Consider the following 12,274-nt stretch of genomic DNA (forward strand, 5'->3'; position numbering starts at 1 on the left):
CTGGTGTGACGTTGTGGGAGGGGCCGGACGCCGGCAAGCCGGAGAAGCGCGAACGCCCGGGGGGCGCGGTCGTGGCGTTCGTCGTCGTGCTGCTCCTCGTCCTGGTCGCCGGAGGCTATGCCGCGGCCCACGCCGTGGCGGGTGACAAGGTCCCCCTCGGCACCAAGGTCTCGGGCGTCGACGTCGGGGGGATGACCCGCGACGAGGCCGTCGCGGAGCTCGAGGAGGCCTTCGCCGACCGCGCCTCCGAGCCGATCCGGGTGGAGGTCAAGGGCGGTCGCTCCGCCGACGTGAGCCCCGGGGAGATCGGGCTCGCGATCGACTACGGCGCGTCCGTGGACGCTGCCGGGGCTGGCGACAGCTGGAGTCCTGCCCGCCAGTGGGACTACTTCACCGGCGGTGACGACGTCGAAGCGGTCGTCGAGGTCGACGAGGGCCAGCTGTCGGCCAAGCTCGCCGAGCTGTCCGCGGGCCTCGGGGTGCCGCCGCAGGACGGTCGCGTCGTGTTCGGCGCGGACGGCGTCGACGTCGTCGACCCGGTCCCGGGTGAGGCCGTCGACCCGGAGGCGGCGCGCGAGGCGATCACCGAGGCGTTCCTGGGTGAGGAGGACACCGTCGAGCTCGCCGTCACCGACGCGGAGCCCGACATCGACGAGGACGACGTCCAGGAGGCGCTGGACAGCTTCGCCAACCCGGCGATGTCCGCAGCCGTCACCCTGGTCTTCGGCGACTCCAGGGTCCGGCTGCAGCCGAAGCAGTACGCCAAGGCGCTCTCGATGGTGCCGGAGGGCGGCGAGCTGGTGCCGAAGATCGACGAGCGGACGGTCACCCGCCTCGTGAAGGGCGCTACGACCGCCGGCAAGCCGGTCGACGCGACCGTGAAGCTCGTCGACGGCAAGCCCAAGGTGATCCCGGCGAAGCCCGGCGTGGAGTTCGAGTCGGACGACGTCGTGGCGGTCTTCACCGCGCTCCTGGCCGCGCGCGGGCGCGAGCGCACCGGCGAGGTCAAGGCCACGGTCCGCGAGGCCGACTTCACCACCAAGGACGCGCGGGACCTCGGGATCAAGCGCAAGGTCTCGGAGTTCACGACCTACTACCCCCACGCGGACTACCGCAACGTCAACATCGGCCGTGCCGCGGAGCTGATCGACGGCACGATCCTCAAGCCCGGTGAGACGTTCTCCCTGAACGACACCGTGGGGGAGCGCACCGCGGAGAACGGGTTCACGATCGGCTACACGATCCAGGACGGCATCCTGAAGCTGGACTACGGCGGCGGTGTCTCGCAGATGGCGACGACGACGTTCAACGCGATGTTCTTCGCCGGCCTCGAGGACGTCGAGCACAAGCCGCACTCGTTCTACATCGACCGCTACCCGGAGGGCCGCGAGGCCACCGTCGCCTGGCCGGACCTCGACCTGAAGTTCCGCAACGACACCGACTACGGCGTCCTCATCCACGCCACGGTCACGCCGAGCACCTACTCGACGCAGGGCGTCGTCACCGTCCAGATGTACTCGACCAAGGTGTGGGACATCGAGTCGCGGACCTCGGAGCGCTACAACTACCGCGCTCCGGCGACCCGCCACCTGACCACGCCCGACTGCGAGGCCTTCACCGGCTACTCGGGCTTCGACGTCGACGTGACCCGCGTCTTCCGGGAGCACGGCGAGGACGAGATCCACCACACCGAGGAGTTCCACACCTCCTACACCCCCGCCGACACGGTGGTGTGCGGCCCGGCCCCGGACGAGGACTGACCGGAAAACGCCCCCGTATCGCCCGGTCCCGGGCGATGATGGAGGCCGCCGGACCCCCTTGGGCCGGCGACCCTGTCATGTCGGTCGAGCCGGGGAGGGCCCTGATGTTGCTCCGTGCGGCGCTCGTGCCTCCCGAGGAGACGCTCGAGGAGCTCTGGGACGCGACGCGTGCGCTGCGGTCGGTGCCCGGTGTGGCGGCGACGCCGCGCGAGGAGCTCGACATCCCGATCACCTCGTTCGGCAGCCTGCTGCCGCCGGACTGCGACCGCCTCGCGCACATGCTGCGCAGGGCGTTCGAGGGGGCGGAGGCGCCGATCGTCTGGTTCGACGGTGCGCGCAGCGAGGAGGACTCGACCGTCACGCTCGGCCTCGCCGGGGACGTCGAGCCACTCGCCGATCTGGCCCGATTCGTGCCGGAGGCCGCCGAGAACATGCGCCTCTACGTCGACCGGCGCCAGTTCCGTCCCCGCATCCAGGTCGCGACGATCGGTCCCGAGTCGTCGCCGACCCTGCTGGCGGCAGCGCTCGACAACCTCGCCGGGTGGAGCGGGAGCCCCTGGGCGGTGCCGGGTCTTTCCCTGGTCCGCACCCGCTGGCTGGGTGGGGAGAAGCGGCCCGAGGAGTACGACCTGATCGCGCTGTCCTGACCGGCGCCCGTCGCGCCCGCCTGCCGTTCCGGTAGAGTGAGAACACGTTCTAGTTTTCACGGAGTGGGTGGATGACGACTTCGACACCGGCAGTGCCGGGGTGGTTCACGACGGGTGACGAGCCGCGGCTGGTGGCCTCGCGCTGCACGTCCTGCGGCACCCTGGTGTTCCCGCCACCCCCGCCCGAGGCCGCGAGCTTCTGCCGGAACCCGGTCTGCGACGGCGAGACGCACGAGCCGGCCGAGCTGTCCCGGGTCGGCCGGGTGTGGTCCTATACGGACGCGCAGTACCAGCCGCCGGCGCCGTACGTCCCGACCACCGACCCGTTCGAGCCGTTCGCGATCGCCGCGGTGGAGCTGCCGGAGGGACTGGTCGTGCTCGGCCAGGTCGCTGCCGGCTATGGCGTGGCCGACCTCGCGGTCGGGGCCGAGGTCGAGCTGGTCGTGGAGACCCTGGACGCCGACGAGAGCGGCGAGCGCACGATCTGGCGATGGAGGCCGACCCGATGAGCAACGCGATCGCCGTCGCCGGCGTGGGGATGCACCCGTGGGGCAAGTGGGGCCGTCCGTTCGTGGAGTACGGCGTGCACGCGGCCCGGGCCGCGCTCACCGACTCCGGCATCCGGTGGAGCGACGTCGACCTGGTGGTGGGCGGCGAGACCGTCCGCAACGGGTACGCCGGCTACGTCGCGGGCTCGACGTTCGCCTCGGCGCTCGGGTGGAACGGCGCGCGGGTCGCGACGTCGTACGCCGCCTGCGCGACGGGTGCCCAGGCCCTGGACACCGCCCGGGCGCGGATCCTCGCCGGCCTGTCCGAGGTGGCACTCGTCGTCGGCGCCGACACCACCCCCAAGGGCTTCCTCGCCCCGAACGCGGGTGAGCGGTGGACCGACCCGGACTGGCTGCGGTTCCGGCTGCTCGGCATGACCAACCCGGCGTACTTCGCGCTCTACGCGCGGCGCCGGATGGACCTGTACGGCGCCACCAGCGAGGACTTCGCGCAGGTCAAGGTGAAGAACGCCCGCCACGGCCTCGAGAACCCCAATGCGCGCTACCGCAAGGAGGTCGCCGTCGCCGACGTCCTCGGCTCGGCGATCGTCTCCGACCCGCTGCACCTCCTCGACATCTGCGCGACCTCCGACGGCGCGGCCGCGGTCGTGCTGACCAGCCTCGACTACGCGCGCCGGCACGGGATCGCCGATCCGGTGCGGGTGGAGGCGGTCTCGACGGTCACGCCGACCTTCCCCAACGCGGTGATCGACATGCCGCTCCTCGCCACCGACCACGCCGCGGGTGGCGCTCCGGAGCGGACGTTCAAGGAGTCGATCGCGCACGCGGCCTACGAAGAGGCGGGGATCGGACCGGACGACGTGGACGTCGCCGAGGTCTACGACCTGTCGACCGCGCTCGAGCTCGACTGGATCGAGGACCTCGGGCTGTGCAAGCGCGGCGAGGCGGAGGTGCTCCTCCGGGCCGGCGACACGACCGTCGGTGGCCGGATCCCCGTCAACCCCTCCGGCGGTCTCGCCTGCTTCGGTGAGGCCGTGCCCGCCCAGGCGCTCGCCCAGGTCTGCGAGCTCGCCTGGCAGCTGCGCGGGCAGGCCACCGGACGCCAGGTCGAGGGTGCGCGGGTCGGGATCACCGCCAACCAGGGGCTGTTCGGGCACGGGTCGTCGGTGGTGCTGGCGCGCTGAGGGCGGGCGTGGAATACCCGGTCTACCGGGTATCCCACGGGTTGTCAGCCATTGCAGAAGCGGACAACCCGATGAATACCCGGTCGACCGGGTATTCCGCGCCCGGCTCAGACCGGCGGGACGACCCGCCAGACGACGTACTCCCCGGGGAGGCCCCTGAGCTCGATCGGCTCGGTGGGGTCGATGAGGTCGACCGCGGCGTCGGCGTCGAGCGACTCCCGGACGGCGTCGCTGGCCAGCACCTCGCCGCCGGACGCGAGGTCTGCTACCCGGGCCGCCAGGGCGACGTTCTCGCCGAAGTAGTCGCCGCCCTTGGCGACGACCTGGCCGGTGTGGATGCCGATCCGCACCCGGACCTTGCCGTGCCGGCGGAGAAGGTCGGAGGGGCGCCGGAGGTCGCTCTGGATCGCGACCGCGGCCCGGCAGGCGGCCTCGGCGTCCCGGAACGCGACCATGAACCCGTCTCCGGCGGTCTTGACGACCTGGCCGCGATACTGCCCGATCCGAGCCCGCAGCACCTGGTCGTGCGCCTCGAGGACCCGCACCCAGGTCTTGTCACCCATCCGGGCGTTGAGCTGGGTGGAGTTCTCGATGTCGGAGAAGAAGAGGGTGACCGTGCCGTCGGGCGCCGCCATGTGGACGATCTCGGCCTGCTCCTCGCCGGCCCACGCCGTGAGGTCCTCGATCGTGCTCTGGATGACGCCGGTGATGCCCTGCTCGCGCACCTTGCTCGCGGTCCGGATCACCCGGCTGATCGCGCGCTCGGTCGGGTTCTGCGCGGGCGGCGGCCGGAGGGCGGTGGCGAGGTCGGCCTCGAGCAGCTCGATCCGCTCGGCGTCGGCTGCCAGCGCGGCCCGCTGGCGGCGTACGACGATGACGAGCGCGACCACGGCGCAGAGCAGGGCCCCGCACAGGACCCCCAGGACGACCGTCACGGCGTCAGCGTAGAGCCAGCGGTCGGTGCGTGAGGGACATCCGACGGTGACGACCACCACGTCGGAGTTGCCGCCGTGAGTAGCGTGTGGGCGTGGCCAACGAACTCGGCGCCCCGACGATCAGCACCCTCGGCGAGCTGCGCTCCTCAGGGCACGTCCAGAAGACGCTCCGCGAGGAGATCCGCGACAACCTGCTCCGCAAGCTGGCGGCGGGGGACGACCCCTGGCCGGGCCTGCACGGCTTCGAGTCGACCGTGGTCCCGCAGCTCGAGCGGGCGCTGCTCGCCGGGCACGACGTGGTGCTCCTCGGTGAGCGCGGCCAGGGCAAGACCCGGCTGCTGCGGACGATCCTCGGCCTGCTCGACGAGTGGACGCCGGTCATCTCCGGGTCCGAGCTCGGCGAGCACCCCTACGAGCCGATCACCGTCGCCTCCCAGTCGGCGGTCGCGGCGCACGGCGACGACCTGCGCATCTCGTGGCGGCACCGCACGGAGCGCTATGCCGAGAAGCTGGCGACCCCTGACACGTCGGTCGCCGACCTGATCGGCGACGTCGACCCGATGAAGGTGGCCGAGGGGCGCTCGCTGGGCGACCCGGAGACGATCCACTTCGGGCTGATCCCGCGGAGCCACAGGGGGATCGTCGCCATCAACGAGCTTCCCGACCTGGCCGAGCGGATCCAGGTCGCGATGCTCAACGTGATGGAGGAGCGCGACATCCAGATCCGCGGCTACGTCCTGCGGCTGCCCCTCGACGTGCTCGTGGTCGCGTCCGCCAACCCGGAGGACTACACCAACCGCGGCCGGATCATCACGCCGCTGAAGGACCGGTTCGGCGCCGAGATCCGCACCCACTACCCGGCCGAGCTCGCCGCGGAGATGGCGGTCATCCGGCAGGAGGCGCACCTCGTCGCCGACGTGCCCGAGCCGCTGCTCGAGGTGCTCGCCCGCTTCACCCGCAACCTGCGCGAGTCGACCGCGGTCGATCAACGCTCGGGCGTCTCGGCGAGGTTCGCGATCGCGGGCGCCGAGACCATCGCGGCGTCCGCGCTCCGGCGGGCGACGGTGCTCGGCGAGGACACCGCCGTCGCCCGCGTGGTCGACCTCGAGACGGCGGTCGACGTGCTCGGCGGCAAGATCGAGTTCGAGTCGGGGGAGGAGGGCCGGGAGGCGGAGATCCTCACCCACCTGCTGCGCACCGCCACCGCCGAGACGGTGCGCCAGCACTTCCGCGGCCTCGACTTCGCGCTCCTCGTGGAGGCCATCGAGGAGGGCGCGACGGTGACGACCGGGTCCGGCGTGTCCGCCCGCGACGTCCTCACCGGGCTTCCCGTGCTCGGCGAGTCCGAGCTCTACGACGACGTGTGCGAGCGGCTGTTCGGCGACGGAGGCGGGAGCACCGACGGCGAGCGGGCCTGCGCGATCGAGCTCGCGCTCGAGGGCCTGTTCCTCGCCCGCAAGATCGGCAAGGACACCGACGGAAGCGAGACCGTCTATGGCTGACCTCTCGCCGTACGGCGTCCGCGCCTCCGCCGGCAGCCTGCGGGCCGCCGACGGCGTCGTCCTGCCGCACGTCTGGACCGAGGAGGGCGTGGCCGCCGGCCCGGTGGCGAACGGTGCCCAGGCGTTCCACCTGTCGGTGGCCCTGTGCGTGCTCAACGACGTCTACCGCGAGGCCGAGCTGCTCGGCATCCCGGTGCAGGGCGTCGCGGTGGTCGCGGACGGAGGCTTCGACGTGACCTGGGCGTCGACGGGCATCAGCTACCAGGCCGAGGTCGACAGCCCGGCCGACCCGTCCGACGTACGCCGCCTCCTCGACGTCGTCGACGAGGTCGCCGAGATCCCGCGGGCCGTGCGCGCCGGCGCCGAGGTGACCCGACGATGAGCCGCTACCGGCGGTACGACGGCGGCGACCCGCTCGCGCCGCCGGTCGACATCGCCGAGGCGCTCGACGCGATCGGCGAGGACGTGATGGCGGGCTACAGCCCGGAGCGGGCGATGCGCGAGTTCCTCCGCAGGGGCGGCCAGGACCGCGACGGGCTCGACGACCTGGCCCGCCGGGTGGCCGAGCGACGGCGCGAGATCCTGCAGCGGCACGACCTCGACGGCACGCTCCAGGAGGTGCGGGAGCTGCTGGAGCGCGCCGTCCTCGAGGAGCGCAAGCAGCTCGCCCGCGACGCGATGATGGACGACGGCGACCGGGCGTTCCGCGAGATGCGGCTGGAGAACCTCCCGACGTCCACTGCGGCGGCGGTCACCGAGCTGTCCGACTACGACTGGCAGTCGCCCGAGGCGCGGCAGGCCTACGAGGAAATCAAGGACCTGCTCGGCCGCGAGCTGCTCGACCAGCGGTTCGCCGGCATGAAGCAGGCCCTCGAGGGCGCCACCGACGAGGACCGGGCCGCGATCCAGGAGATGCTTTCGGACCTCAACGAGCTGCTCGAGAAGCACGCCGCCGGTGAGGACACTCAGCAGGACTTCGACGACTTCATGGCCAAGCACGGCGACTTCTTCCCGGAGAACCCCCAGAACGTCGACGAGCTCATCGACGCGATGGCCGAGCGGGCCGCGGCGGCGCAGCGGATGCTCAACTCGATGAGCGCCGAGCAGCGCGAGGAGCTGATGCGGCTCTCGTCCGAGGCGTTCGGCTCGCCGCAGCTGATGCAGCAGCTCGCCCGGCTCGACGGCAACCTCCAGGCGCTGCGGCCGGGGGAGGACTGGGACGGCTCCGAGCGGTTCCAAGGCGACCAGGGCGTCGGGCTCGGTGACGGCACCGGCATGCTCCAGGACCTCGCCGACCTCGACGCGCTCGCGGACCAGCTCTCGCAGTCGTACGGCGGCGCCCGCCTCGACGACGTCGACCTCGACAAGCTGGCCCGCCAGCTCGGGGACCAGGCGGCCGTCGACGCCCGGCGGCTGCAGGAGCTCGAGCGTGCGCTCCGGAAGTCCGGGGCGCTGGAGCGCGGGTTCGACGGAGAGCTGCGGCTCACGCCGAAGGCGATGCGCCAGCTGGGGAAGGCGCTGCTGCGCGACGTCGCCCAGCGACTGTCCGGCCGACAGGGGCAGCGGGAGCTGCAGCAGGCCGGCGCTGCCGGTGACCTGTCCGGCGCGACCCGCGAGTGGCAGTTCGGCGACACCGAGCCGTGGGACATCCCGCGGACCGTCCTCAACGGCGTGCTCCGCCGCGCGGGGGACCCCTCCGGGGCCTTCCTCTCGATCGGGGACGTGGAGGTGGCCGAGACCGAGGCCCGCACCCAGGCCGCGGTCGCGCTGTGCGTCGACACCAGCTTCTCGATGGCGATGGACGGCCGCTGGGTCCCGATGAAGCGCACGGCGCTCGCCCTGCACACGCTCATCGGCACCCGGTTCCGCGGCGACTCGCTGGAGCTGATCGGGTTCGGCCGGCATGCGGAGCGGATGGACATCGAGGAGCTGACCGCGCTCGACGCCCGGTGGGCGAAGGGCACCAACCTCCACCACGCCCTGCTCCTCGCGAACCGCCACTTCCGCAAGCACCCCAACGCCCAGCCGGTGCTGCTCATCGTCACCGACGGCGAGCCGACCTCCCACCTGGAGCCGGACGGCGAGGTCTTCTTCAGCTACCCACCGCACCCGCTCACGATCGCGCTCGCCGTACGCGAGCTCGACAACGCCCGCCGGCTCGGCGCCCAGACGACCTTCTTCCGACTCGGTGACGACCCCGGCCTCGCCCGGTTCATCGACTCCATGGCCCGCCGCGCCGACGGCACCGTCATCGCCCCCGAGACCGACGACCTCGGCGCTGCCGTGGTGGGCTCGTACCTCGGCTCGCGCGGCCCGCGCGACCGCTCCGGTCCCGGCTCCTACGGCGACTGGTTCGGCGGCCGCGGGTTCTGGGTCGGCTGATCAGCGACCGGTCGATAATGGTGCGGTGAGCACGCCCGTCCAGCGCGCACCCGGCGACGTACTCGTCCACCTGCGCCGCGCTCGCGACCGGATCGACTGCCACTACGCCGAACCGCTCGACCTCGACGACCTCGCGCGCACGGCGGGCATCAGCAAGTTCCACTTCCACCGGCTCTTCACCGCGACGTACGGCCGGACGCCGGCGGCGTACCTCTCCGAGCGGCGGATCGAGCGCGCACAGGACCTGCTGCGGGCCACCAACCTGACCGTGACCGAGGTGTGTCACGCGGTCGGGTTCGCGAGCCTCGGGTCGTTCAGCTCGCGCTTCCGCCAGGTCGTCGGCGAGACGCCGAAGGCGTTCCAGGAGCGGTGGGGTGCGGGTGCGCCGCGGATCCCCGGCTGCTTCGTGCTGATGTGGGGGCTCGCCGAGCGCTCGGAGTCCGCAAGCCAGGAGAAGCAGCGTCCCGCCGGCGACGACTAGCGTCGAGCCATGATCACGAACATCAGCATCGCGAGCGTCTTCGTGAAGGACGTCGACGCCTCCAAGAAGTTCTACGTCGACGTCCTCGGGTTCACCGAGGGCACCGACATCACGCTCGGTGACGGCTACCGCTGGTGCACCGTCGTCCACCCGAGCCAGCCCGAGCTCCAGGTGCACCTCACCGTCCCCGGTCCTCCGCACTCGCCCGAGATGGTGAACGCCATCAACCGCGCGCTCGACGAGGGCGGCATGCACGGCCTCGGTCTGAACGTCGACGACTGCCGCAAGACCGCCGACGAGCTCCGCGACCAGGGGGTGCAGTTCATCCAGGAGCCCGAGGAGCGACCGTACGGCGTCGAGGCGGTCATCCGCGACAACAGCGGCAACTGGATGGTCCTGGTCGAGCCGCGGGACTACACCGCCGCCGACTTCGACTGAGGTCGCGTCAGACGGGGTGCAGGACGGCCGCCAGCTCCTCGATCCCGTCGATGAGGCGCGTGCCGGGGCGGGCCCAGGAGGCGTTGGCGTCGACGGCGTGCACGGGCACGCCGGACGGCAGCAGGCCGCGTCGTACGACGTCGTCGGCGAGCTCTTGCGAGGCCGCCCGGTCGTAGCCGCAAGGGGCCACGACGACCAGGTCGGGTGAGGCGTCGGCGACCGCCTCCCACGTGGTGCGGAACGACTTCTCACCCGCGGTGCCGAGGACGCACGCGCCGCCGGAGAGCTCGATCATCTCGGGGATCCAGTGGCCGGGGGCGAAGGGCGGGTCGGTCCACTCCAGCAGCACCACCCGCGGCCGGGGCCGGTCGGCCACCCGGGCGACCACGGCGTCGAGGCGTGCCCGCTGGGACGCGACGAGTGCCTCGGCCTCCGCGGTCCGTCCGGTGGCCCTGCCCAGCTCCAGGATCGATGCGAGGACCTCCTCCAGGGTGTGGGGGTCGCAGGTGAGCACGTCGGCGTTGCAGCCGAGGTGCGCGAGCGCGTCGTCGACCACGGACACGTCGACCGCGCAGACGGCGCAGAGGTCCTGGGTGACCACCAGGTCGGCGTCGAGGCCTGACAGCGCGCCGGCGTCGAGGTGGTAGAGGTCCTCGCCGCGGCGCATCGCCTCGGCGACGTACGCGTCGATCTCCGGCGGCGCCAGTCCCTCCGGCATCGCCGACGTCGACACGATCCGCCGGTCCCGCGCCTCCAGCGGGAAGTCGCACTCGAACGTCACCCCGACCACCTCGTCGCCCGCTCCGATGGCGAACAGGATCTCGGTGGTGGAGGGCAGCAACGACACGATCCGCACGCCCCCGACAATAGAGGCGATGTCCGACCCCACCGTGACCGTCCTCGTCCTCCTCGGGTTCGCCGCCCTGGCGGCCGGCTTCGTCGACGCCGTGGTGGGAGGCGGCGGGCTGATCCAGCTGCCTGCGCTGCTGATCGGGCTCCCCGGCGCCTCGCCCGTCCAGGTCCTGGCCACCAACAAGGTGGCCTCGATCTGCGGAACGTCGGCGGCCGCAGCGACGTACTACCGCCGGATCCGCCCCGACCCCCGCACCTTCGGGCCGCTCATGGCCTGTGCGCTCGTGGGCTCCTTCGTCGGCGCCTTCGTGGCCTCGCAGATCCCGCGGGAGGCGTTCGAGCCGATCGTCCTCGGGGTGCTCGTCGTGCTGGGTGCGTACGTCGTCCTCCAGCCCGACGTCGGCGAGGAGACGCTGTTGCGGTTCAGCGGGCACCGGCACCTCGTCGCCGCGATGGCGGTCGGGGGGGTGATCGGGTTCTACGACGGCGCGCTCGGCCCCGGCACGGGCAGCTTTCTCGTGTTCGCCCTGGTCGGCCTGCTGGGCTACGACTTCCTCGAGGCGTCGGCGAAGGCGCGGCTCGCGAACTGGGCCACGAACCTCGGCGCGCTCCTGCTCTTCATTCCCACCGGTGCGGTGCTCTGGAAGGTCGGCCTGCTGATGGGCGTCTGCAACCTGGCCGGCGGCTACCTCGGCGCCCGGGCCGCCGTGGAGAGGGGCTCGAAGTTCGTCCGGATGTTCTTCATCCTCGTCGTCTCGGCGTTCATCGTCCGGATCGGCGGCGACGTCCTCGGCGTGTGGTGAAGGTGCCGCGTCGTACGTTGCTCGCATGAGTCCCACCTGGATCACCGCGTTCCTCGACTCCACGCCGGCCGCCTTCGACGACTCCGTCGCCTACTGGTCCGCCCTCACCGGCTACGACCTGAGCCCGCCCCGCGGTGACGCGGGTGAGTTCGCGACGCTGGTGCCCCGCGACGGCGACGCGTTCCTCCGGGTCCAGCGGCTCGCGGAGGGCCCCGACCGGATCCACCTCGACCTCCACGTGCCCGACGCCCGCGCTGCGGCCGACGCGGCGGTCGGACTCGGGGCGACCGAGGTGGCCGACCTCGGCTACGTCGTGCTGCGCTCCCCGGGCGGGTTCACGTTCTGCTACGTCACCCACGAGGCGGCGACCCGGCCGCGACCGGCGACCTGGCCGGGCGGGCACTCGTCGCTCGTCGACCAGGTCTGCCTCGACATCCCGGCGACGTCGTACGACCGCGAGAGCCTGTTCTGGAGCGAGCTCACCGGCTGGGAGGAGCGGGGGTCGACGGTGTCCACGGACTTCCACTCGCTGGTGCGGCCGGCCGGCCAGCCGATCCGGCTGCTGCTCCAGCGCCTGCACGACCCGACCGGCGACGTCCGCGCCCACCTGGACTGGGCGACGAGCGACCGGGCGGCGGAGACCGAGCGTCACGTGGGGCTCGGCGCGACCGTGCGCGACACCCAGAGCCACTGGACGGTCCTCGAGGACCCGACCGGCCGGGTCTACTGCCTCACCGACCGGGATCCCGAAACGGGGGTGCTCCCCTGAGGGGACCCCGCG

The 12,274-nt window shown here is 72.3% G+C and carries 13 protein-coding genes; 11 read left to right on the forward strand and 2 right to left on the reverse strand.

Going from position 1 to position 12,274, the window contains the following annotated elements:
• The first annotated feature begins 5 nt into the window (after nucleotides 1–5).
• The 4 genes from F0U47_RS17005 (at nucleotide 6) to F0U47_RS17020 (ending at nucleotide 4,100) form a co-directional block, all read left to right on the forward strand.
• Nucleotides 6–1,760, forward strand: a complete 1,755-nt coding sequence (locus F0U47_RS17005) for a VanW family protein (protein WP_149751652.1) — start codon at nucleotides 6–8, stop codon at nucleotides 1,758–1,760.
• A 104-nt stretch (nucleotides 1,761–1,864) separates the two neighbouring features.
• On the forward strand, nucleotides 1,865–2,407 hold the full coding sequence (locus F0U47_RS17010) for a 2'-5' RNA ligase family protein (RefSeq protein WP_149751653.1): 543 nt from the start codon (nucleotides 1,865–1,867) through the stop codon (nucleotides 2,405–2,407).
• Nucleotides 2,408–2,478: 71 nt separating this feature from the next.
• A complete protein-coding gene (locus F0U47_RS17015; RefSeq protein ID WP_149751654.1) occupies nucleotides 2,479–2,916 on the forward strand; it encodes a Zn-ribbon domain-containing OB-fold protein in 438 nt (145 codons plus the stop codon).
• The gene (locus tag F0U47_RS17020; RefSeq protein ID WP_246159674.1) at nucleotides 2,898–4,100 is read left to right on the forward strand and encodes a lipid-transfer protein; all 1,203 of its coding nucleotides are present in this window, start codon (nucleotides 2,898–2,900) and stop codon (nucleotides 4,098–4,100) included. Before F0U47_RS17015 ends, F0U47_RS17020 begins: the two co-directional genes overlap by 19 nt.
• Nucleotides 4,101–4,207: 107 nt before the next feature.
• Here F0U47_RS17020 and F0U47_RS17025 read toward each other — a convergent pair whose 3' ends face one another.
• Complete coding sequence (locus tag F0U47_RS17025) at nucleotides 4,208–5,035, reverse strand: adenylate/guanylate cyclase domain-containing protein (RefSeq protein ID WP_149751655.1); 828 nt, start codon at nucleotides 5,033–5,035, stop codon at nucleotides 4,208–4,210.
• Between the two features lie 92 nt (nucleotides 5,036–5,127).
• Here F0U47_RS17025 and F0U47_RS17030 point away from each other — a divergent pair, with 92 nt between their 5' ends.
• From F0U47_RS17030 to F0U47_RS17050, 5 genes are read left to right on the forward strand one after another with little or no spacing between them, the layout of a single operon-like run.
• Nucleotides 5,128–6,537 carry a MoxR family ATPase gene (locus F0U47_RS17030; RefSeq protein WP_149751656.1) on the forward strand — a complete coding sequence of 470 codons (1,410 nt, stop codon included), beginning with the start codon at nucleotides 5,128–5,130 and terminating at the stop codon, nucleotides 6,535–6,537.
• Complete coding sequence (locus tag F0U47_RS17035) at nucleotides 6,530–6,919, forward strand: OsmC family protein (RefSeq protein ID WP_149751657.1); 390 nt, start codon at nucleotides 6,530–6,532, stop codon at nucleotides 6,917–6,919. The genes F0U47_RS17030 and F0U47_RS17035 overlap by 8 nt, the downstream gene beginning before the upstream one ends.
• On the forward strand, nucleotides 6,916–8,919 hold the full coding sequence (locus tag F0U47_RS17040) for a vWA domain-containing protein (RefSeq protein WP_149751658.1): 2,004 nt from the start codon (nucleotides 6,916–6,918) through the stop codon (nucleotides 8,917–8,919). The genes F0U47_RS17035 and F0U47_RS17040 overlap by 4 nt, the downstream gene beginning before the upstream one ends.
• A gap of 25 nt (nucleotides 8,920–8,944) precedes the next feature.
• Nucleotides 8,945–9,400, forward strand: coding sequence for a helix-turn-helix transcriptional regulator (locus F0U47_RS17045; protein ID WP_149751659.1), 456 nt, complete (start codon nucleotides 8,945–8,947; stop codon nucleotides 9,398–9,400).
• Between the two features lie 9 nt (nucleotides 9,401–9,409).
• On the forward strand, nucleotides 9,410–9,838 hold the full coding sequence (locus F0U47_RS17050) for a VOC family protein (RefSeq protein WP_149751660.1): 429 nt from the start codon (nucleotides 9,410–9,412) through the stop codon (nucleotides 9,836–9,838).
• A 7-nt stretch (nucleotides 9,839–9,845) separates the two neighbouring features.
• Here F0U47_RS17050 and F0U47_RS17055 read toward each other — a convergent pair whose 3' ends face one another.
• Nucleotides 9,846–10,694 carry a cobalamin-binding protein gene (locus tag F0U47_RS17055; protein ID WP_149751661.1) on the reverse strand — a complete coding sequence of 283 codons (849 nt, stop codon included), beginning with the start codon at nucleotides 10,692–10,694 and terminating at the stop codon, nucleotides 9,846–9,848.
• Nucleotides 10,695–10,713: 19 nt separating this feature from the next.
• Here F0U47_RS17055 and F0U47_RS17060 point away from each other — a divergent pair, with 19 nt between their 5' ends.
• Both F0U47_RS17060 and F0U47_RS17065 read left to right on the forward strand, forming a co-directional pair.
• Nucleotides 10,714–11,493, forward strand: coding sequence for a TSUP family transporter (locus F0U47_RS17060; protein ID WP_149751662.1), 780 nt, complete (start codon nucleotides 10,714–10,716; stop codon nucleotides 11,491–11,493).
• Between the two features lie 25 nt (nucleotides 11,494–11,518).
• Nucleotides 11,519–12,262: a VOC family protein gene (locus F0U47_RS17065; protein ID WP_149751663.1), complete on the forward strand. Its 744-nt coding sequence runs from the start codon at nucleotides 11,519–11,521 to the stop codon at nucleotides 12,260–12,262.
• Nucleotides 12,263–12,274: the final 12 nt, after the last annotated feature.

It is taken from the genome of Nocardioides antri (genome assembly GCF_008373765.1).
Lineage (GTDB): Bacteria > Actinomycetota > Actinomycetes > Propionibacteriales > Nocardioidaceae > Nocardioides > Nocardioides antri.

What these genes read in the sequence shown, in the direction of transcription:
- F0U47_RS17065 (WP_149751663.1), top strand. Translation starts at nt 11,519, where the DNA reads ATGAGTCCCACCTGGATCACCGCGTTCCTCGACTCCACGCCGGCCGCC.
- F0U47_RS17050 (WP_149751660.1), top strand. Translation starts at nt 9,410, where the DNA reads ATGATCACGAACATCAGCATCGCGAGCGTCTTCGTGAAGGACGTCGAC.
- F0U47_RS17040 (WP_149751658.1), top strand. Translation starts at nt 6,916, where the DNA reads ATGAGCCGCTACCGGCGGTACGACGGCGGCGACCCGCTCGCGCCGCCG.
- F0U47_RS17060 (WP_149751662.1), top strand. Translation starts at nt 10,714, where the DNA reads ATGTCCGACCCCACCGTGACCGTCCTCGTCCTCCTCGGGTTCGCCGCC.
- F0U47_RS17020 (WP_246159674.1), top strand. Translation starts at nt 2,898, where the DNA reads ATGGAGGCCGACCCGATGAGCAACGCGATCGCCGTCGCCGGCGTGGGG.
- F0U47_RS17035 (WP_149751657.1), top strand. Translation starts at nt 6,530, where the DNA reads ATGGCTGACCTCTCGCCGTACGGCGTCCGCGCCTCCGCCGGCAGCCTG.
- F0U47_RS17015 (WP_149751654.1), top strand. Translation starts at nt 2,479, where the DNA reads ATGACGACTTCGACACCGGCAGTGCCGGGGTGGTTCACGACGGGTGAC.
- F0U47_RS17010 (WP_149751653.1), top strand. Translation starts at nt 1,865, where the DNA reads ATGTTGCTCCGTGCGGCGCTCGTGCCTCCCGAGGAGACGCTCGAGGAG.